At 65.7% G+C, this 19,992-nt stretch carries 16 protein-coding genes; 12 read left to right on the top strand and 4 right to left on the bottom strand.

Going from position 1 to position 19,992, the window contains the following annotated elements; translation table 11 throughout:
- Positions 1–249 precede the first annotated feature (249 nt).
- The 7 genes from PV768_RS16645 to PV768_RS16615 all read left to right on the top strand — a co-directional run bounded on the left by PV768_RS16645 (position 250) and on the right by PV768_RS16615 (position 8,523).
- Entirely contained in the window at positions 250–1,527 is a 1,278-nt protein-coding gene (locus tag PV768_RS16645) for an ABC transporter substrate-binding protein (RefSeq protein ID WP_421093621.1), read from the top strand.
- 81 nt (positions 1,528–1,608) lie between these two features.
- Positions 1,609–2,496: a sugar ABC transporter permease gene (locus PV768_RS16640; RefSeq protein WP_321216119.1), complete on the top strand. Its 888-nt coding sequence runs from the start codon at positions 1,609–1,611 to the stop codon at positions 2,494–2,496.
- Entirely contained in the window at positions 2,496–3,446 is a 951-nt protein-coding gene (locus PV768_RS16635) for a carbohydrate ABC transporter permease (RefSeq protein WP_321216120.1), read from the top strand. Before PV768_RS16640 ends, PV768_RS16635 begins: the two co-directional genes overlap by 1 nt.
- Before the next feature lie 69 nt (positions 3,447–3,515).
- Positions 3,516–4,559, top strand: a complete 1,044-nt coding sequence (locus PV768_RS16630; protein WP_157242430.1) for a LacI family DNA-binding transcriptional regulator — start codon at positions 3,516–3,518, stop codon at positions 4,557–4,559.
- A gap of 41 nt (positions 4,560–4,600) precedes the next feature.
- Positions 4,601–6,184, top strand: a complete 1,584-nt coding sequence (locus PV768_RS16625) for a glycoside hydrolase family 32 protein (protein ID WP_421093620.1) — start codon at positions 4,601–4,603, stop codon at positions 6,182–6,184.
- A gap of 36 nt (positions 6,185–6,220) precedes the next feature.
- On the top strand, positions 6,221–7,159 hold the full coding sequence (locus PV768_RS16620; RefSeq protein WP_421093619.1) for a carbohydrate kinase family protein: 939 nt from the start codon (positions 6,221–6,223) through the stop codon (positions 7,157–7,159).
- Between the two features lie 26 nt (positions 7,160–7,185).
- Complete coding sequence (locus tag PV768_RS16615) at positions 7,186–8,523, top strand: right-handed parallel beta-helix repeat-containing protein (RefSeq protein WP_321216124.1); 1,338 nt, start codon at positions 7,186–7,188, stop codon at positions 8,521–8,523.
- Between the two features lie 128 nt (positions 8,524–8,651).
- On the opposite strand, the gene PV768_RS16610 is transcribed toward PV768_RS16615, so the two are convergent.
- The 3 genes from PV768_RS16610 to catA all read right to left on the bottom strand — a co-directional run bounded on the left by PV768_RS16610 (position 8,652) and on the right by catA (position 11,993).
- Positions 8,652–9,065 (bottom strand): thermonuclease family protein, encoded by a 414-nt coding sequence (locus PV768_RS16610; protein WP_323057251.1) that lies wholly within the window; start codon positions 9,063–9,065, stop codon positions 8,652–8,654.
- A 608-nt stretch (positions 9,066–9,673) separates the two neighbouring features.
- Positions 9,674–10,999, bottom strand: coding sequence for a benzoate/H(+) symporter BenE family transporter (locus tag PV768_RS16605; RefSeq protein WP_421093618.1), 1,326 nt, complete (start codon positions 10,997–10,999; stop codon positions 9,674–9,676).
- A 109-nt stretch (positions 11,000–11,108) separates the two neighbouring features.
- The gene (gene catA, locus PV768_RS16600; protein WP_323057249.1) at positions 11,109–11,993 is read right to left on the bottom strand and encodes a catechol 1,2-dioxygenase; all 885 of its coding nucleotides are present in this window, start codon (positions 11,991–11,993) and stop codon (positions 11,109–11,111) included.
- Positions 11,994–12,323: 330 nt separating this feature from the next.
- Here catA and benA point away from each other — a divergent pair, with 330 nt between their 5' ends.
- The 5 genes from benA (at position 12,324) to PV768_RS16575 (ending at position 19,686) form a co-directional block, all read left to right on the top strand.
- Positions 12,324–13,709, top strand: coding sequence for a benzoate 1,2-dioxygenase large subunit (gene benA, locus PV768_RS16595; RefSeq protein WP_323057247.1), 1,386 nt, complete (start codon positions 12,324–12,326; stop codon positions 13,707–13,709).
- Positions 13,710–13,744: 35 nt separating this feature from the next.
- Entirely contained in the window at positions 13,745–14,281 is a 537-nt protein-coding gene (gene benB / locus PV768_RS16590) for a benzoate 1,2-dioxygenase small subunit (protein WP_321216128.1), read from the top strand.
- 121 nt (positions 14,282–14,402) lie between these two features.
- Entirely contained in the window at positions 14,403–15,974 is a 1,572-nt protein-coding gene (benC, locus tag PV768_RS16585) for a benzoate 1,2-dioxygenase electron transfer component BenC (RefSeq protein ID WP_323057246.1), read from the top strand.
- Positions 15,974–16,801: a 1,6-dihydroxycyclohexa-2,4-diene-1-carboxylate dehydrogenase gene (locus tag PV768_RS16580; RefSeq protein WP_421093617.1), complete on the top strand. Its 828-nt coding sequence runs from the start codon at positions 15,974–15,976 to the stop codon at positions 16,799–16,801. The genes benC and PV768_RS16580 overlap by 1 nt, the downstream gene beginning before the upstream one ends.
- Positions 16,802–16,854: 53 nt before the next feature.
- The gene (locus tag PV768_RS16575) at positions 16,855–19,686 is read left to right on the top strand and encodes an AAA family ATPase (protein ID WP_421093616.1); all 2,832 of its coding nucleotides are present in this window, start codon (positions 16,855–16,857) and stop codon (positions 19,684–19,686) included.
- Positions 19,687–19,707: 21 nt separating this feature from the next.
- Here the strand turns inward: PV768_RS16575 and catC are convergent, their stop codons facing one another.
- Positions 19,708–19,986, bottom strand: a complete 279-nt coding sequence (catC, locus tag PV768_RS16570; RefSeq protein WP_421093615.1) for a muconolactone Delta-isomerase — start codon at positions 19,984–19,986, stop codon at positions 19,708–19,710.
- Between the last annotated feature and the right edge of the window lie 6 nt (positions 19,987–19,992).

Genomic DNA, 19,992 nt, shown 5'->3' with positions numbered 1-19,992 from the left:
GTCCCGACCGCCATGGAGTCGGGAGTCCCAAGTGGTGCCAAAACGATTTGGTTGGCCGGATACATTGAGGCTAGGAGGGCGGAGCAACAGCTGTCAACGCCAAAATGTCCCACGGTTTTTGGCAAAGCAGCGACCCTTGACACCTGAACCTGCCCAGTCCTATCGTGGATGCCAAGTCGTTTTGGCAAAACGATTTTTCAGTCCAAGTCACTCTCACCATTCCGTTCAAGAGAAAGTGAGTCGACAGCGATGTCCACTCGTAAATTCATCGGCAGGCTCGCCATCGGCGGCATCTGCACCGCCGTCGCACTGGCCGCCTCGGCCTGCGGCGCAGGTGGCCCGGCCCCGTCTACAGGAACTGCCGGAACCAACACCGTCAACGTCCTGGTCGAAGCCGGCGGCCACGCCGAACTGACCGGCGTCGCCGCACAATGCAAGAAGGACGCCGGCGTAGACGTCAACTTCGTTGAACTGCCCTACGACGGCATGTTCAACCGGCTTTCCAGCGAATTCTCCTCCGGCAACGTCTCCTTCGACGTGGCCGCCCTGGACTCCGTGTGGCTGCCCAGCTTCAAGGACGCCCTCCAGCCCATTGACGAGATCTTCACTGACGAGGCGAAAAAGGACATCTTCCCGGCCCTGGTCAAGGAAGCCAACGTCGACGGGCACTTCGTGGGCCTGCCCGCCTGGACCAACGCCGAAATTATCCTGTACCGCAAGGACCTGTTCGAGGACGCCAAGAATAAGGCCGACTTCCAGACAAGGTACGGCTATGAGCTGGCTGCCCCCACCACGTGGAAGCAGTACCAGGACATCTCCGAGTTCTTCACCAAGGACGGCATGTACGGTACGGATGTCAAGGGCGGCGTGGAAACCGAATGGCTGGCCCACGTCCTGCAGGCCGGCTCGCCCATGGTTCTGGACGGCGACAAGGTGGTCATTGACAACGCCGCGCATAAGGAAGCCCTTGACTTCTACGTGGGCCTCGCCAAGTACGCTCCGTCCGGCGCAGCGCAGGTGGACTGGGCTGCAGCCCAGAACCTGTTCAACCAAGGCCAGACCGCCATGACCAGGTTCTGGGCCCACGCCTACCGGCAGATTCCCAAAGACTCCCCGGTGGCGGGCAAGGTGGGCGCAGCCCCCATGATCGCCGGTTCCGCCGGCGTCGGCGGCGTTCCGGGCCCCTGGTACCTCACGGTGCCGAAGGCCACCAAGAACACCGAGGCGGCCAAGAAGTTCGTGAAGTGCTCCTACGACTACAACGACAGGGGCATCGAATCCAGCCTGGGCCTGGCCTCCCGCATCTCCGCGTTCGAGAAGTACCAGGACAAGGAAGGCTACGAGAGCTTCAAGCCGCTGATCGAAACTCTCAACGGTGAAGCCACCGCCACCCGTCCGGCCACCGAGAAGTGGCAGCAGATCGTGGACACCGTCCTGGTTCCCATGCTGCAGAAGGCCGTTGCCGGCGGTGACTCCGCCGCCCTCCTCGCCGACGCCAAGAAGCAGATCGAGGACCTCCTCAAGTAAGAGCCCCCGCGGCCGGCATCTGCCGAAGAGGCACAGCAACTCCGGTGCCGGCCGCGGCCCCAACCAGCGGAAGAGAAAACCGTGCGCATCTCCGATCGCCGCTTCGCATTGTTCCTGATGACACCAGCGGCGCTGTTCCTGGCAATATTCGTGGCATTCCCGCTGTTCCGCCTGGTGGCGGACAGCTTCTACAAGATCTCCCCAATCGCTGGCGGCCCCCGCGACTTCGTCGGCATGGACAACTACTTCCGCGCCTTCGCATCCGAGGCCTTCACGGGAGCGGGCTGGCGGACCCTGGCCTACACCCTGGTGGTGGTCACCCTTGAGTTCGCGCTGGGCCTGGGCATGGCCCTGCTGTTCACCATGCTGGGCCGCAGTTCCCAGATCTGGCGGACGGTGTTCATGTACCCGCTCATGATCGCCCCAATTGTGGCAGGCCTGCTCTGGAAGTTCCTGATGATCGACAACTTCGGCCTCATCGGAACGCTCCTGCACCAGGCAGGCATCCTGGACAACCCTAACCAGATCGGCTGGCTGTCCGACCCCGGCATCGTGCTCTACTCGGTGGCCATACCGGACATCTGGCTGACCACCTCGTTCATGTGCCTGGTACTGTTCGCCGGGCTGCAGAACATTCCCGGCGACCTCATCGAAGCCGCACGGCTGGATGGTGCCCGCGCACCGGCCCTGCTGTTCCGGATCATCCTTCCGCTGCTCCGCCCCGTCATCGCCGTCGCGTTGGTGGTCCGCGGCATCGACGCAGCCAGGGCATTTGACACCATCCTCATCCAAACCAACGGCGGCCCTCAGTCCGCCTCGGAAACCATGAGCCTGCTGATCTACCGCACCATGATCCGCTTCGGCGATCCGGGCCTCGCCAGCGCCATGGGCACCATCTACCTGCTGGCGATGCTCGCGGTCGCATTCTTCGCAGTGGCTACCATCTGGCGGCCAGGAAAGGACAGCTGATGCGCGTCGCCGAAAATACCAAGCACCGCTCCGGGACTCCGGCTTTGACGTCCGCGGAACCTGCCGTCCGGGCGAGGTCACCACGTCCCCGCAAGCGCCGCAGCGTCAACCGGGAAGGGCTGGAGGCCGGCCGGCGCAGCACCAGGACGCTGCTGTGGATCCTCCTCGCAGCAGCCATGGTGCTCTACGGATTCCCGTTCCTCTACCTGCTGTTCACGTCCTTCAAAACCCCGATCGATACCATCGCCGTGCCGCCCACAATCCTTCCCAGGGAATGGACGCTGGAAAACTATGCCAACGCGCTGGGCCGCAGCGGTGTACCGGCCTCGTTCATCAACAGCATCCAGACGGCAATCATCAGCACGGTGCTGTCCCTGGTGCTGGCGGTGCCGGCGGCCTACGGCATCACCCGGTACAAGACCCTCAGCGGCCGGATCTTCATCATGGCCGCATTGGTGACCCGCATGGTCCCGCCGGTGGCAATCGGCATTCCGCTGGCTTCCATGATGGCGTCGATGGGCCTATCCGATACCCCCATCGCGCTGTCCATTGCCCACACCACCATCTCGCTGCCGCTCTCGATCTGGCTGATGTCCAGCTTCTTCGAGGCCGTGCCGAAAGACCTGGAGGAGGCTGCAACGGTGGATGGCTGCAGCAGGCTGGGGGCCCTGTGGCGGGTGGTGATCCCGGTGGTTTCCGGCGGCATCGCCGTCACCGCAATCTTCGCCTTCCTGGCCTCCTGGAACGAATTCCTGTTCGCCCTGCTGATGACGGCCATCCGTTCCCAGACAACGCCAGTGGTGATCGCCAACTTCCAGACCCAATTCGGCTTGGATTGGGGATCCATGACGGCGCTGGCCGCCGTCTACTCCATCCCGGTTATCCTCCTCACCCTCCTGCTGCAGCGCAGGATCGTGGCAGGCATGACGCTCGGCGCCGTCAAGGGCTAGGCCACCAAGCAACGAGTAGCCTACTGGTAACCCCCAGGGGCATCACCGACCAAAGGACGTGGGACGCAGATGAGTAACAGGAACATCGGAATCAAGGACGTGGCCGTCGCCGCCGGCGTGTCCGTGACCACCGTGTCCCACGTCCTCAACGAGGTCTCCTATGCGCGGATCAGCCCCGAAACCCGGGACAAGGTCAGGTCCGTGGCGGAGCAGCTGGGGTACGGCCCCAACCGCCTCGCCCAGGCCCTCCGCACGCAAAGGACCGGAATGCTGGGCCTCGTCAGCGAGGACATCGCCACCACCCCCCACGCGGGCAGGATCATCCTGGGTGCCGACGAGGCCGCCAAAGCCCGGGGCTATGGCCTCATGATCATCAACACCTCAGGCTCGGCCAGCCTGGAGTCCCGGCAGGCCGACGTCGAGGCCCTCCTGGAGCGCAGGGTTGACGGGATCCTCTACGCCACCATGTACCACCGCACCGTGAAGCTCCCGGCCAACCTCGGCAGCGTGCCCTCCATCCTGGTGGACTCGGTGGCTACCGACGGAAACATCACCGCCGTGATCCCGGACGAAGACGGTGGTGCACGTGCCGCCGTGGGCGCGCTCCTCGAAGCGGGCCACACCCGGGTGGGATTCATCAACAACACCGATGATGTGCCTGCGACCCGGCAGCGGCTCCGGGCCTTCCGGGCCATGCTGACTGAGGCAGGGCTCGACGGCGGCGCGGCACCTGTGGAGTCGGCAGTCTCAGAGGTGCATGGCGGCTATGAGGCCGCCCTGCGGATGCTGGCCAGCGAGGACCGGCCTTCGGCATTGTTCTGCTACAACGACCGGATGGCGATGGGCGCCTATCGGGCCGCCGCGGAACTGGGACTCTCCATTCCGGCAGACCTTTCAGTGGTGGGCTTTGACGACCAGGAACTGATCGCCGCCAACCTTTACCCGGGCCTCACCACCGTGGCCCTGCCCCACTACGAGATGGGTGCGTGGGCCACCGAACACCTGATTGACGCCGTCGAAGGGAAGACAGACCTGACCCTCATGGCACTTCACCCGACCATCCTGGGCTGCCCGCTGGTGCGCCGCGATTCAATCGCGGCCCCCCGCCACTAAGCAGCCAACCCCTTCCAATTCCCAAGAGGATCGCACAAAACATGTCCACCTTCCTTAGTGCCGCACGCCCGGAAACACCTCCGGCCGCAACCACTAGGTTCCGGCCTGCCATCCACTTCACGGCCAGGGACACCTGGCTGAACGACCCAAATGGCCTGGTCTTCCATGACGGCCTTTACCACCTCTTCTTCCAGAACAACCCGTACGGCAACGTGTGGGGCAATATGTCCTGGGGCCACGCCACCTCCCGGGACCTGCTCCACTGGACCGAACACCCCGTAGCCATTGCCTGCGACGAAACCGAGGACATCTACTCCGGCAGCGTGGTGGTGGACCACGGAAACACGTCCGGCTTCGGCACCGCGGACGCACCTGCCCTCGTGGCCGTCTACACCAGCGCCTACAAGGCCGCGTCCGAACACCACGGCACGCAGGCGCAGTCCCTGGCCTACAGCACCGACGCCGGCATGACCTGGCACAAGTACGGCGCCAACCCTGTCCTTGCCCGGAGCTCCGCGCACTTCCGCGACCCCAAGGTCTTCCGCTACCAGGGCGAACATGGTGACTTCTGGGTCATGGTCGCCGTCGAAGCGCAGCACCAGAAGGTGGTCTTCTACCGTTCGGAAGACCTTAAGACCTGGGACTTCCTGAGCGACTTCGGCCCCATGAACGCGGACCAGGGCGAATGGGAGTGCCCCGATCTTTTTCCCCTGGCCGTGGACGGGGACCCGGACAACGTCAAATGGGTCCTGATCGTCAACGTCAACCCGGGCGCGGTGGCGGGAGGTTCCGGCGGCCAGTACTTCGTGGGCCAGTTCGACGGCGCCCGGTTTGTCCCGGACGCCTCTTCAGTTGCAGCGCCGGCCGGGGTGAGCGCCCTGGGTGACTCCGCGGCGGCCGATGCGGCCCTGCAGCAATGCCTGTGGCTGGACTGGGGGCGCGACTGCTACGCCTCCGTCTCTTTCGGCAACGTCCCGGATGGGCGGCGGATCATCATCGGCTGGATGAACAACTGGGACTACGCCAACCTGCTGCCCACCGCCCCCTGGCGGTCCTCCATGACCCTGGCCCGCGAAGTGCGCCTCACCGCAGCCAACGGCTCCGCCCGCCTGGTCCAGCAGCCCGTCCTGCCCGGCCGTCCTGCAGGAGAAGAGCCGCCTGCCGCCGCCGTGCAGATTATCGCGGAACCGTCCGAACTGCAGGATTCGGTCCTCCGGCTGCCGGCTGCTGCACGTGGCAGCGCCCAGGTCATCGAGGCGGAGATCCTGCCCGGGAGCGCTGGACACGTGGCCTTCCATTTCTTCGCCAGCGAGGACGGAAGCACGGGCACGGTGCTGGGCTACAACGCCGCCACCGGCCGGCTCGTCCTTGACCGCAGCCGGTCAGGGGACACGGGCTTCCACGAAAAGTTCTCCTCCGCGGAGTCAGCCCCGCTGGTCCTTGAGGACGGCGTGCTCAAGCTGCAGATCGTCGTCGACCATTGCTCGGTGGAGGTCTTCGCACAGGGCGGCGCGGTGGTCATGACAGACCTCGTCTTCCCCGGCGCGGAAAGCCAGGAGAACTGGCTGGCGGCCGGGGGAGGGCCGGCAACAGTCCAGAAACTTACGGTCTCAACCCTTACCTGACGGCAGGTTGGGTAATCCAAGAAAGGTCCGAAAAGAATGCACACGAACGATGACCCCCAGCCGGGCCTTGACGTCGTCGTAGTCGGCGAAGCCCTTGTGGACATTGTTGTCTCGTCCGGGGGCTCTGTGGAGCACCCCGGCGGGTCACCGGCCAACGTGGCCTACGGGCTCGGGCGGCTGGGCGCGGCCACCGCCCTGCTCACCTCGATCGGCGACGACCCGCGCGGCGCGGCCATCGAGCAGCACCTGCGCAGCGCCGGCGTCGAACTCCTGCCCGGTTCCAAGGGGCCCGGCCGTACCGCCACGGCGACGGCGACGCTGGCGTCCGACGGGTCGGCGCACTATGACTTCGACATCCGCTGGGACCTTCCGCGGATCGCCCCGGCCACGCTGCCCAAGGTCCTGCACACCGGCTCCCTCGCCACCTTCCTGGCGCCGGGGGCGGCAGCGATCAGGGATCTCCTCGAACAGTCACACGAGCGATGCCTTGTCACCTACGACCCCAACATCCGTCCCGCCCTGCTCGGCAGCCACTTTGAGGCGAAGACCATTTTCGAGCAACTTGTCCCGTTCACCGAGGTGGTCAAACTCAGCGACGAGGACGCACTCTGGCTCTATCCGCGGTTGTCACTGGAGGACATCTCACAGCACATCCTGGACCTTGGGGCCGGACTCGTCGCCGTCACCATGGGAGCGAAGGGATCCCTGCTCACCACGGCGGGCGCGCAGGTGGCCGTCCCACCGGTCACGGCCGAGGTGGCGGACACCATTGGTGCCGGCGACTCCTACATGTCAGCCCTGATCTGCGGACTCCTCATGCGCGGGTCGGACGGGCTGGCGCCGTCCGTGCTGGAGTCGCTGGGCCGGATGGCCTCCCGGGCAGCGGCCATCACGGTCAGCCGCCCCGGCGCCAACCCGCCGACGGCAGAGGAGCTGCAGGCCGAACTCCCGCAGCATCAAACAGTGGCACCATGAGAAACAGGACACAAAGGGAAGAGCCCATGCCAAGCAACAACTGCTACGACGTCACCACGTGGCCGGTCGGCAATCCGGCCAAGGACGTCGGTGAAGTCATCAACAGCATCATCGCCGACGTCAAGGAACGGCAGGCCGCCACCGATGTGAACGACGGCGGAAAGCCGGGCGCAGTGATCTACATTCCGCCGGGGGACTACCACCTTCGCACCCAGGTGGTGATCGACGTCAGCTTCCTCCGGATCGAGGGCTCCGGGCACGGTTTCACGTCGTCGAGCATCCGCCATAACGTGCCCGAAGACGAATGGCCGGACCTGCACGAGTTGTGGCCCGGCGGGAGCCGGATCATTGTGGACCTTCCCCCTGCCGAAAACGGGGAGGAGGCCAAGGGCGCAGCCTTCTACATTGAGCGGAGCGGGAGCCCGCGGATCAGCTCGGTGGAGTTCTCCAACTTCTGCATCGACGGGCTGCACTTCGTTCCGGACGGCTCCGGACTGAAGGCGGAGAACACCTACGTCAACGGCAAGACCGGCATCTACGCCGCGACTGCCAACGACTCGTTCCGCGTCACCGGCATGGGGTTCGTCTACCTGGAGAACGCCCTCACCATCTACAACGCCGACGCGCTTTCCATCCACGACAACTTCATCGCCGAATGCGGAAGCTGCATCGAGCTGCGCGGCTGGGGACAGGCATCAAAAATTACCGACAACTTGGTGGGAGCTGGCCCCAAGGGCCACTCGATCTACGCTGAGAACCATGGTGGCCTCCTGATCACCGCGAACAACGTGTTCCCCCGTGGCGCGAGCAGCGTCCACCTTAACGGTGTGACGCGGTCAAGCGTCACCAACAACCGCTTGCACTCGTTCTACCCCGGGATGGTGGTTCTCGCGGAGAGTTCGGAAAACCTCGTGGCCACAAACCACTTCCTGCGTGACCATGAGCCGTGGACGCCCTTTGTGGGAGTGGACAATGGACTGGACGACCTCAACGGGCTTCTCCGGGTCAGCGGCAGCAACAACACTGTTGTCAACAACCACTTTTCGGAGGTCATCGACTCGGAGAGCATCCGCCCGGCAGGGGCGACGCCCGTCATCATCCGGCTTACGGCGGGGGTGGGCAACTTCGTCTCCAACAACCATGTGGTGGCGAAAGACGTTCACTCCACGTCAAGTGATTCCTGCTTCGAGGCTCAAGTGGACGCCCTGCTGACCACCGAAGAGTCGGAAGGATTCGCCGTTACGGCCGTCATGGTCGATCCCGCATCATCTCGGAATACCATCCTTGATTCCGGAAGCGACGCCCAAGTCATTGCAGACAGGGCTGTTAATGCCTTTAGGGCTACACCCTCGATCGGATTCTAGGCGGCACGCAGTAAATGAGGTCTCCTCGTCCGAGGCGGTTTTGCTTTGTGGTCGGTTGAGTTCTCTCGCCGCGGTTAGAGGAGGTCGTGTTTGAGTAACGTCAGCGCCGCTCGGGGAACCCGCCTCGTTCAATTTGTGTTGCCTGCACACGTGGCCGGGCTCCACAGGCCCCGTTCTGCAGTGCGGGCGGCCTGTTCGGCCTCACGGAACCTGTCCTGGTATTTGTAGGGGGTCTCATAGGTGTATTCGTGGGCGAACCCTTCGGCCACCATTTTTTCGTTGACGAGTACGCCTTCAGATTGCCAGACGTAAGCCAGCGTCCGGCCGTAACGGTCGCGGCGACTCTGGCTGGGATCGTATTCCAGCCAGACCTGGGTTTCGTCCATGAGTTCGGTGGCTCGCCGGGATGCTTCGAGTCCGAAGCACTGGACCGTCTTCCTTGGATCGCTGACTTCCGGGGTGTCAATGCCGATGAGGCGGACGCGGGTCGATTTTCCATCGATGGTGACTCGGATCGTGTCCCCGTCAGTGACAGAGGTCACGGGAAAGGGTCCTTCCGCCCGTGTTGGCAGGGTCCGGTCAGGCGCCGGCGTGGTTGGATTCGGGCCGTTTCCCGGTAGGGAGCACCCGGCCAGCGAAACGGCGAAGAGGGCAGCTGTCGCCGTCGTGCGCCAGGCGGCCCGTATTCGGGTGGCCATCGGATGGGACTGTCAGTCGCAACAGTCGGGCCAGATTTGGTCTGCCTCTTGAAGGCCGTTGCCGGAGGTCCATGTCGGCGGAACAGCGGATGGAGCCCGCCGCCCCGTAACGGGGTAACTGATGCGGGTCGACGCATTGGCTTCGCCAGTGCGCGAGGGGCTGCCGAGGGCATTCAGCGGTGCGATTCGTTTCACGTCAGGCTCCCGCGGCCGTGCCGCTACCGCCGACGACGGAGGCGACGTCCGGTGTGGGTGCTTGATTCATGGCTACTCCTGTTCCGCGCATCCGGTTGGGTGCCTGCTGGACCAGTGGCTCGGTGCGGCTGGTGCTGCTGCTGGGTTAACCATGCCGCGGCTGGATCAAGACTTCCCATGGTTTTGCCCAGCTCAGGTGAAATTCTTGGGCAGGGATACCCTAGGGGCGCCTTCGCCGGGTACTCGCCGGTCCGCTTTTATGATCCTGCATGGTCCGGACGCTCCAGCAGCCGTGAGGCGGAGTATCCGATGACCAGGCCCCAGAAGGCTGCGTGGATGTTGAACAGATCCAGTCCGGAGATGGTCACCACGAAGGTCACCAGCGCTCCCAGGGTGAAGGTGGTGGAGAAGGCGGTCACGAACGCCTGCTGGAGTGCCCGCAGCATCGCGATTCCGCCCAGGACCAGGACGAATTCCTTGGGCGTGGCCAGCATCAGCCGGGTCAGGGTGGGAGCCAGCGCTGCGCAGGCCAGTGCGAGGCAACCGTAGGTCACCGCTGCTGTGTACTGCCGTCCCTTAACTCCCGACGACGTCAACAGGGCGTTCGTAGGGCCCGTCACGCATGCTGATACCGCGCCTAAGCCGGCGTTCAGCAAGGAAAACGCGCCGGACACGATGGCGAAAGCGTTCACGGGCGGCCGGTGTCCTGCGGCCCGAAGCACGGCGATGCCCTGGCCGTTCTGGACGAACAACACCGTCAAGGCCAGGGGAACCACCAGTTCCAGCTGCGACGCCCACGTGAACACCGGAGGGGTGAAGGCCGGGACGGCCAGGAGCGGTCCCGGCTCCCCGGGAACATACTGCCCGCTGACCGCCACCGCCAGGCAACCGGCCACCAACGTCCCCAGGACCGGGGGAAGGAATTTCCCCAGGGCCGGCACGGCGGTCAGGAGCAGGAAGGCGCCCACCATCGGGGCGGCGACGGCCGGATTGGCCTGGCTTGCGGAGATGATGTCCGTGCCGAAGCGGAGGAACACGGCGGCGACCATGGCCATGACGATTGGCATGGGGATCATCGCCATGATCCGACGGACCACTCCGGTGGCGCCCAGGGCCAGGATGAGCAGGCCGGCTGTGAAGAACGTGCCCACCACCTCCGCGAAAGAAAGATGGTGCAGCGACGGCCCGAGCAGAACCGTGCCTGGAATCGACCAGGCGAACCCCAGCGGCTGCCGGTACAGCAGCGACATGATCAGTGTCGCGGCTCCGCCGGAGAACAGGATGCCGAAAACCCACGAGGCGAGCTGTTCCTGGCTCAGCCCGCCTGCTGCCCCGACGGCGAGGGTGACGGCGATGGGCCCGGAGGCGGTGAAGACCAGGCCAATGGCACCGTTGGACAGGTAGGTCGGCGCCACGTCCCGAAGGAAACGGCGTGGTCCGGCGGGGCGGCGTCCGGGCCGTTCCAGCAGCGGTTGCCGCGCGGGCGGCATCTCCGCGGCCGACAGTCCGGGAGCCGGCCCTCCAGTGACGGGTTCTGCTGCGGCTTCCGGCTGGGCCGCCGGGTCCTGGCGGAAAGTGGGCATCCTGGCTCCTGGCTGCGTGGTTGGAACAGGCAGGCGCCCCGAAGATGCAGCTCCGGGGCGCCATGTGGCCGGGTCCTGGCGCCCGGCCTCAGACAGTAGGGGCAAAGGCCTACTTGGTCTCGCCTTCCTTGGCGAGGACGTAGTTGTACACGGCGTCCTCTCCGGCCCCGCCGTCCGTGCGGGGTTTGGGGTCCAGCATCAGTTCAGGCTTGACGGCCGAGGCGATGTCGTCAGCGTTGTGCGGGTCGCCCGGGAAGTAGAGCTGCTGGGTGACGGGCTGGTAGCCGGGTGCCGATACCTTGATGTGGATGTGGGCCGGACGCCAGGCGTGCCAGCCGGCCGCCTCAATGAGCTGGCCGCAGGCGCCGTCCGTGGGGATCTGGTACGGCGCCGGACGCATGGTGTTGATTTCAAAACGGCCTTCGTCGTCGGCTTTGACCGTGGCCCGGAAGAGCCACTCCGGCAGGCCCGGGGCGTACTGCGAGTAGAAGCCGGCGGCGTCCGCGTGCCAGATCTCCACCTGTGCGCCCTGCAGGGCATTGCCGTTGGTGTCCGTGAACTGGCCGGTGAAGCGCAGGGGGGTGCCCTCTTCGCCGTCGCGCATGAGGACGGTGGCCGGCGTCGCAAGCTCCGGCGATCCGGGCACGTAGTACGGGCCTTCAATGGTGCCCCTGGTGCCGGGGCGGTCCTGGGAGTTGACGTCCTCGACCGTGTGCTCGAGCCACACGTCAAGGAACAGCGGCCACTCACCGTCGGTACCCACCTTGATCAGCCAAGCCTTCAGCGCGTTGTACTCCTCGTAAGTGACCTGGTGCTCAACGACAATGTCGTTGGCGGCCTTGATGAGCGCGCCGGCCAGCAGGCTCACGCGCTCCTTGGGCACGCGCAGTTCCGAAAGCTTGCCGGAAGCGGCGAAGCGTTCGGTGGCCTTCGAGCCGGCTTCAACGGCTGTGCCCTCGTTCTCGTTCCGGATGTCCACTTGAGTCTCAGTCATGGCGGTCTCCACCTTCGTCTTTGAAATTGGGGCCCAGAAAGGTCTCCTGGACCCGCCGCAGGACGCCGGTGCAGGAGTGCCTGCCGATCCGTGGCGTCGCGTGATGTCTGTTTCATCGTAGGTCCGGAGATAATGACGGAACAAATATTGATAACGCTGCTTTTTAGTCATGATCAATACATAAAGACCCCCTTGGTCGACCCTAGGTGTTTGCCTGATGTGAGACCAGTCACGAGGGGGAAGAATTGCCTCTAACGTCCACCGCCGGCAGCGACGCCAGCCCGGACCTCCCGCCCATCCGTCCAGCAATCTCCAATGAGGGAGCACGCCATGACCGAGAACCTGATCCATGCCCGCGAGGTCCTTGCCGACGCCGTGATCGACGACCGTGAGAACGGCATCATCCGGGCCAAGCGCGAAATCTTCACCGACCAGGAGATCTTCGAACTTGAGATGAAGCATATTTTTGAAGGCAACTGGGTGTACCTGGCCCACGAGTCCCAGATTCCCAACGTAGGCGATTACTTCACCACGTACATCGGCCGCACCCCGGTGATGATCACCCGGGACAAGGACGAGAAGCTCAACTGCATCGTCAACGCCTGTTCGCATCGCGGCGCCATGCTGTGCCGCCGCAAGACGGACAACCGCACCACCTTCACCTGCCCGTTCCACGGCTGGACGTTCAAGAACTCCGGCGAGCTGCTGAAGGTCAAGGATTCCCGGAACGCCGGCTACCCCGAGACCTTCAACAAGGAAGGCTCGCACGACCTCACCAAGGTGGCCCGCTTCGAGTCCTACCGCGGCTTCCTGTTCGGCTCGCTGAAGGCTGACGTGCTGCCGCTGGAGGAGCACCTGGGCGACGCCACCAAGGTCATCGATTCGATCGTTGACCAGTCACCCGAAGGGCTGGAGGTGCTGCGCGGTTCCTCCACCTACACCTACGACGGCAACTGGAAGGTCCAGGCCGAAAACGGCGCCGACGGCTACCACGTCACGGCCGTGCACTGGAACTACGCCGCCACCACGGCCCGCCGCAGCGCCGGTGACTCGGCCAACAAAACCAAGGCCATGGATGCCGGCAAGTGGGGCAAGGTCAAGGGCGGCTTCTACTCCTACGACCACGGGCACCTGCTGCTGTGGCAGGAGTGGACCAACCCCGAGGACCGTCCGCTCTGGGACCGCCGGGAGGAACTGGTCCAGAAGTACGGCGAGGAGATGGCCAACTTCATGATCAACATCTCGCGCAACCTGTGCCTGTACCCGAACGTCTACATCATGGACCAGTTCTCCTCGCAGATCCGCCACTTCCGGCCGATTTCCGCGGACCAGACCGAGGTGACGATCTACTGCATCGCACCCAAGGGCGAGTCCCAGGAGAACCGTTCCAAGCGCATCCGCCAGTACGAGGACTTCTTCAACGCCACCGGCATGGCCACCCCGGACGACCTGGAGGAATTCCGCTCCTGCAACAAGACCTACTGGGCCACCAGCGCCCCCTGGAACGACATGACCCGCGGCTCCACCCACGAGATCGCCGGCCCGGACGAGCAGGCCCAGGCCCTGGGCATGACCAAGGTCATCGCCTCCGGAGTGCGCACCGAAGATGAAGGGCTCTACCCCATCCAGCACGGGTACTGGAAGGAAGTCATGGACCGTGCCCTGGCGGAGGAAGAGGAGCGTTCCGCGCTGGCCTCCGTCCCCGCCTCCGCCTGACAGAGCCCACCGGAACCACAGAGAGCGCAGACACAATGACCAGCCTGACCCAAACCGCCCCGGTCCTCAAGGCCGCGGAGGACATTGCAATCCTCGAAACCGTCCGTGCCTTCCTTTACCGGGAAGCCCGCCTGCTGGACGACCGCCAGTTCGATGAGTGGCTCGAGTGCTACCACCCCGACTCCGAATTCTGGATGCCGGCCTGGGACGTGGATGACCAGCTGACGCAGGACCCGCAGAACGAGATCTCCCTGATCTACTACGACAACCGCGGCGGCATCGAGGACCGGGTGTTCCGGATCAAGACCGACAGGTCATCGGCCACCTCCCTCCCCGAGCCGCGCACGGGGCACAACATCACGGACGTTGAGGTTTTGGCGAACGACGGCGGCCGGGTCGAGGTGCGCTTCAACTGGTTCACGCTCTACTTCCGCTACAACACGACGGACACATATTTCGGCACCAGCTACTACACGATCGACCTTTCCGGCCCGGAACCGGTGATCCTGAAGAAGAAGGTAGTCCTGAAGAACGACTACATCCACCACGTGGTGGACGTCTACATGATCTGACCTGCCCGAACCGGCGCCCGGAAGTCCCGGGTGCCGTACGGCAGTTCCCATCCCGTGCCCGCCGGGCACGCCAGAACTTTCCCGGGACGCGACGACGCGCCCGCCCAGCCAGGAGGACACCATGGGCCATAAAGTAGCCCTCAGCTTCGAAGACGGCGTCACCAAAGTCATCAAGGTCGGCGACTATGAGACCGTCATGGACGCGGCCTACAAGGCGCGCATCAACATTCCGTCCGACTGCCGCGACGGCGCCTGCGGCACCTGCAAGGCGTTCTGCGATTCCGGCACCTTCGACCCGGGCGACTACATTGACGACGCCATGACCGAAGAGGAACTCGAAAAGGGCTACCTGCTGACCTGCCAGGCCGTCCCCGAGTCCGACCTTGCCATCCAGATCCCGGCCACGTCGGAGTCGGCCAAGACGGCGGCGGCCACCTTCAGCTCCACCATCAAGGAGCTCAACCGGCACACGGACACCACGGTGTCCTTCACCCTCGAGGTGGACAACCGGGACGCACTGGCCTTCCTTCCCGGCCAGTACGTCAACCTCAGGGTCCCCGGCACCGACGCCGAGCGCTCCTACTCCTTCAGCAGCGGACCCGAAGTGCAGGACGCGTCCTTCATGGTCCGCGTAACCCCGCAGGGCGCCATGTCCGAGTACCTGCGGGACCGCGCCGCAGTAGGCGACTCCATCGAGTTCACCGGCCCCTACGGATCGTTCTTCCTGCGCGAGCCCAAGCGGCCCCTGCTGCTCCTGGCCGGCGGCACCGGCCTGGCCCCGCTCCTGTCCATCCTCGAAAAGCTGTCCGAAAACCCGCCATCCACCCCGGTCCACCTCATTTACGGGCTCACCCGCGAAGCGGACATCGTTGGCCTGGACTGGCTGCGGGCCTACGAAGCGAAGCTGCCCGGTTTCACCTGGGATTACATCGCCTCCGAGCCCGGCACCTCCGCCCCGCACACCGGCTACGTCACACAGATCATCGAACCGAAGCACCTTAACGAAGGCGACGTGGACATCTACCTCTGCGGCCCGCCCCCCATGGTCAACGCCGTCTCCAAGTGGCTGGACGCCGAGGGCATCCAGCCCGCCAACTTCTACTTCGAGCGGTTCGCGCCGAAGGAGACTACCGGAGGCGACGCCGAGACGGGAGCCCCGGCGCCGGCCGGGAAGATCCAGGCCGAAGGCGACACGATGAGCCGCGGCGAGGCCGTGTCCTCGCTGGAGACCGGCCGGCTGGACTTCCGCAAGGAGGACAGCTTCGCCCAGCTCGACGCCCGCATGGGCCTGGAGCTGGCGGTCAGCGAACTGCTGCTGGGCAGGCTCAGCGAGCAACAGCTGCGCCAGTTCCGCCGGCTCGCCCAAGCCACCACGGCGTCAGTGGACGGCGGGAGCATTACGGACCCCGAGGAGTTCGCGCGCACCAACGAGGAATTCCATGAGTACCTCTTCATGATCTGCGACAACCCCATGCTGCTGGAGTCCTACCGCCGCCTGGACGTGCACGCCCAAATGGCCGCGGCCTTCGAAACCGGAACGCCGATCTTCGAGCGGGTCACCCAGGACCACCTGGACATCGTGGACGCCTTTGAGCGCGGGGACAAGGACCGCCTCCGCGCCGTCATCACCGCGCACGCCCACGATGCGAAGGACACCATGGCCGGCGCCATCGACGCGAAGGCCGCCCTCTGATGGCTGAACCGTACGCCGGGCAATTCGTGACCCCAGGCAGGTTCGGCGGCAAGGTCGCCGTCGTCACCGGTGCCGCCCAGGGGATCGGCCGGAAAGTGGCCGAACGCATCGGCGCCGAAGGCGGGGCCGTGGTCCTGGTGGACCGCGCGGAGCTGGTCCGCGACGTGGCCCGCGGCATCGAAGAGGCCGCCAAGTCCTCCGGTTCCGGAGGGTCGGCCACATCCGTCACTGCGGACCTGGAGACCTTCGTCGGCGCCACCCAGGCCGTCAAAGCTGCGCTTGCCGCACACGGACGCGTGGATGTCCTGGTCAACAATGTAGGCGGCACCATCTGGGCACGCCCCTACGAGGAGTACGACGAGGACAAGATCGAAAAGGAGATCCGCCGCTCGCTCTTCCCCACCCTCTGGAGCTGCCGGGCGGTACTGCCGGCGATGCTGGAACAGGAGTCGGGGACCATCGTCAATGTGTCCTCGGTGGCCACCCGCGGCATGCACCGCGTCCCCTATGCCGCTGCGAAGGGCGGCGTCAACGCACTGACCCAGGCCCTCGCCATGGAGGTGGCCGGGCGCGGAATCCGCGTAGTTGCCACGGCGCCGGGCGGTACCGAGGCGCCGCCGCGGAAGGTCAAACGTGGCCCGGAAGCCGAGTCCGCCACCGAGAAGGCCTGGTACCAGGTGATCGTGGACCAGACCGTGGAATCCTCCTTCATGAAGCGCTACGGCACCCTTGACGAGCAGGCCGCGCCCATTGTCTTCCTCGCCTCCGACGAAGCGTCCTACCTCACCGGCAGCATCCTTCCGGTGGCCGGCGGGGACCTGGGATAGCGGTTGGACACCGCCGCAAAGGGCGGGCAGGCCGCTCCGGTAGACTGGCGGCCATGACTGCGGGGTCCGTCCAAGGCGATATCGGTGCGGATTCGCCGCTGGCGGGCCGCGACTCGGTGTTCGAGGAGCTCCTGGACATCCTCCGCGCCGTCCGCAAGGGCAAGGTGGTCACGGCCGTCCTCACCGGACCGGCCGGCTCCGGGAAAACCGCGGTGCTCGAGTCCTTCCTGGAATATTGCCGCACGGGCGTCCGCGGCGTCCGCGTCCTCTCCGCCATGGGCGATGACTGGGAAGCGCAGTTCGCGCTCGCCGGCTACTCCCAGCTCATGCTCACCTCGCCGTTGCGTTCGGCAAAGGCGTACGACGGCGGCCCGCACCTTCCGGCGGGTCCCCTCGCCTCCCTGAGCACGGACCAGGTGGTCAACTACGCTTCGACGCTGGGCACCCACCTCGAAGGGCTGCAGTCGCACGGGAGCGTCGTGGTCGCCGTCGACGACGTCCACAAACTCGACGTGGAAAGCCTGCGCATCCTCACGTTCGTCATGCGCCGGCTGCACGGAAAGCGGATCCTTTTCCTGCTCACCTTGAACCCCGCCGACGCGCCGCGTATCCCCGCCGGCGTCCTGGACTACCTGACCGGGCACCAGGTGGTCCGCATTCCCATGGACCCGCTCACCCCGCAACAGGTCCAGGAAGTGGCCCGGCGCCTGCACGGCATCGACCTCAGCGTCACCGCGGCGCACGGGCTGGTCCGGCACACGGGCGGCCTGCCGCAGCCAGTGGTGGAGCTGTTGCGCGAGCTGCCCCCGGAAACCTGGCTGGCCTGGTTCCCCTCGCTGCCGCCCACCTCCCGGCTGCGCGCCAGGGTGCACAGCGTCCTGGATGCCGCCTCGCCCGGACTCGTTGCCGTCGCCGAAGCCGCGTCCGTGCTGGGCCGCAGCGCGGGCCTGTCGGAAGTAGCCTCCGTCAGCGGAGTGGAGTCCGTCCTCGAAGCCCTGGATGAAGGACACCGCGCCGGCCTCCTGCGGCTGTCCGTCGACCAGGCGCGTTCCGCCGTCGTGTTCGTTGAGCCCGGTACTGCCGAGGCGATTTACGAACAGATTGTTCCCAGCCGCCGCATCGCGCTGCACCGCCTGGCTGCGGAGGCCGTGGAGCCGGAGGGCGAAAAGCTGGGGCATCGGGTCTCGGCAACGCCCGCCGCGGACCAGGCGCTCGCCGAAGAACTCGAGGATTTCGCCGGCCGCCAGGCGGCCGTGGGTGCATGGCAGGACGTGGCGACGGCGTTGTTTTCCGCGTCGCGCCTGTCGTTGGATATCCGGGCCCGCAACGACCGGCTCCTGCGCGCCGTAGACGCGCTGGTGGGGGCCGGCAATGTTGCCGAGGCGCAGACCTGGTCCGCCGCCGTGGACGCCCTGCCGCCCTCGCCGCTGCGCTCCTCAGTGCTGGGCTACCTGTCCACCGTGTCCGGCCAGAACGACAGCGCCCAAAGCCAGCTGGAAATGGCGTGGCGCACCAGCAACCCGGACCGCGATCCCAAGGCCGCCGCCCAGGTTGCGCAGCGTTTCGTCCTGCACGGGGTTGCATCCTGGGACGGGCCGATGATCACCGGCTGGGCGGAGCGCGCGATGGCCCTGACTGAACCCGGGACGCCGGCGCACGTCGAGTCGGAAGCCATCTACGGCCTGGGCCTGTACGCGCGGGGCCGGCTGGGGGAGGCGGAGGTTTCCTACCAGCGGGCGTTTGCGCACGCCGCCGAGAACGCGCAGAAGCAGCGCGTGCAGATGGGAGCCGGCTGGCTGGCGCTGCGGATGGACAACGTGGAAGCGGCCCTGGTGAACTTCGAGTCCGCCGCCCCCACCGAGTACCGCGGCGGGTCCCTGCGGATCTCCCTGTGGGCTGAGGCGTGGCTGGCACGCACCCATCTGGTGCTGGGGAACTGGGATGCCGCGGCGGCCACCATCGCCCGCTCCAGCGTCCGCCTGGAAACCTCCCGGATGCCCCTGATAAGGCCCCTGCTGTACTGGACCGCCGCGGAGCTCTGGTCAATGCGCGGCGACTGGGACCGCGCCCGCTATTACGTCTCCCAGGCCGCGGTCCAGCCGGGAACCTACCGGGCCATGCAGGTGCCGGCCAGCCTTGCCCGGGCCCGGTTCCACGAGGCGCGGGCTGATTATGAAAGCGCCCTCGCCGTGCTGCAGCCGCTGACCGAACTGGACCCGTGGACCGAGGACCGGGTGTCCTTCTGGCCCTGGCAGGACACGTACGTTAATGCCTTGGTGATGACTGATCAGCTGGATACCGCTGACGCTTTCCTGACCTCTTTCGAGGGGTTGCGGCGCGAACGCGAAGTCCCTTCCGACATGGCACGGATGGCCTGGGCCCGGGGCCGGCTGCTGGCGGCCCAGGGAGATCCCGACGCTGCCAGGGAGCATTTCGAGGCCGCCTTGGGCCACCTCCGCGGGCTCAACCGGCCTTACCTGCGGGCCCGGATCAGTTTTGCTTTCGGGCAGAGCATGCGCCGCGCCGGCAAACGGCGGCTGGCGTCGTCGGTGCTGCGTGCGGCGCGGGACCTCTACGACTCACTGGGCGCGGCCACCTATGTGGAGCGCTGCGATAGGGAGCTCAAGGCAACCGGTCTCGACGTCGGCAATCTCCCTGACCCTGCCGATTCGGTACTCACCGCCGCCAGGGACCACCACGTCCAGCTCACCGCGCAGGAGCAGGCGGTGGCCGAACTCGTGGCTGGCGGGGCGACCAACAAGGAGGCGGCCCGGGCCCTGTTCCTCGCCGAGAAGACGGTGCAGTACCACCTCACGCGGCTTTACCGGAAGATGGGCATCCGGTCCCGCAGCGAGCTCGCCGCCGCGTTCCGGGCCAGGGACTGACCCGGAACGGCTGGCTGGTACCTACTTAATGTCGGAGGGGTGCTTGGCCAGCGGCACCACCGAGATCTCCATGTACGGGAACAGCGGAAGGTTCTGCAGGATGTCGTGGAGTTCGTCGTTGGAACCCACGTCAAAGATCGAGTAATTGGCGTATTCACCCACCACGCGCCAGATTTCCGGCCATTTCCCCGAGCGCTGCAGCTCCTGCGAGTAGGCCTTCTCCTTGGCCTTGATCTCAGCGGCCTCGGATGCGGGCAGGTCTGCGGGCAGTTTGACGTCCATATGGACCAGGTACTTCATGATTTT

Source organism: Pseudarthrobacter sp. CC4 (genome assembly GCF_048957775.1).
In the GTDB taxonomy this organism is placed as follows: domain Bacteria; phylum Actinomycetota; class Actinomycetes; order Actinomycetales; family Micrococcaceae; genus Arthrobacter.
The sequence above is the reverse complement of the archived record's forward strand: the minus strand, read 5'-3'. Positions and strand labels throughout refer to the sequence as shown.

Excerpts from the sequence above, each read along its gene's own strand:
- PV768_RS16645 (WP_421093621.1), top strand. The coding sequence starts at position 250 with ATGTCCACTCGTAAATTCATCGGCAGGCTCGCCATCGGCGGCATCTGC.
- PV768_RS16635 (WP_321216120.1), top strand. The coding sequence starts at position 2,496 with ATGCGCGTCGCCGAAAATACCAAGCACCGCTCCGGGACTCCGGCTTTG.
- PV768_RS16630 (WP_157242430.1), top strand. The coding sequence starts at position 3,516 with ATGAGTAACAGGAACATCGGAATCAAGGACGTGGCCGTCGCCGCCGGC.
- PV768_RS16625 (WP_421093620.1), top strand. The coding sequence starts at position 4,601 with ATGTCCACCTTCCTTAGTGCCGCACGCCCGGAAACACCTCCGGCCGCA.
- PV768_RS16620 (WP_421093619.1), top strand. The coding sequence starts at position 6,221 with ATGCACACGAACGATGACCCCCAGCCGGGCCTTGACGTCGTCGTAGTC.
- PV768_RS16615 (WP_321216124.1), top strand. The coding sequence starts at position 7,186 with ATGCCAAGCAACAACTGCTACGACGTCACCACGTGGCCGGTCGGCAAT.
- PV768_RS16605 (WP_421093618.1), bottom strand. The coding sequence starts at position 10,999 with ATGCCCACTTTCCGCCAGGACCCGGCGGCCCAGCCGGAAGCCGCAGCA.
- catA (WP_323057249.1), bottom strand. The coding sequence starts at position 11,993 with ATGACTGAGACTCAAGTGGACATCCGGAACGAGAACGAGGGCACAGCC.
- benA (WP_323057247.1), top strand. The coding sequence starts at position 12,324 with ATGACCGAGAACCTGATCCATGCCCGCGAGGTCCTTGCCGACGCCGTG.
- benB (WP_321216128.1), top strand. The coding sequence starts at position 13,745 with ATGACCAGCCTGACCCAAACCGCCCCGGTCCTCAAGGCCGCGGAGGAC.
- benC (WP_323057246.1), top strand. The coding sequence starts at position 14,403 with ATGGGCCATAAAGTAGCCCTCAGCTTCGAAGACGGCGTCACCAAAGTC.
- PV768_RS16580 (WP_421093617.1), top strand. The coding sequence starts at position 15,974 with ATGGCTGAACCGTACGCCGGGCAATTCGTGACCCCAGGCAGGTTCGGC.
- PV768_RS16575 (WP_421093616.1), top strand. The coding sequence starts at position 16,855 with ATGACTGCGGGGTCCGTCCAAGGCGATATCGGTGCGGATTCGCCGCTG.
- catC (WP_421093615.1), bottom strand. The coding sequence starts at position 19,986 with ATGAAGTACCTGGTCCATATGGACGTCAAACTGCCCGCAGACCTGCCC.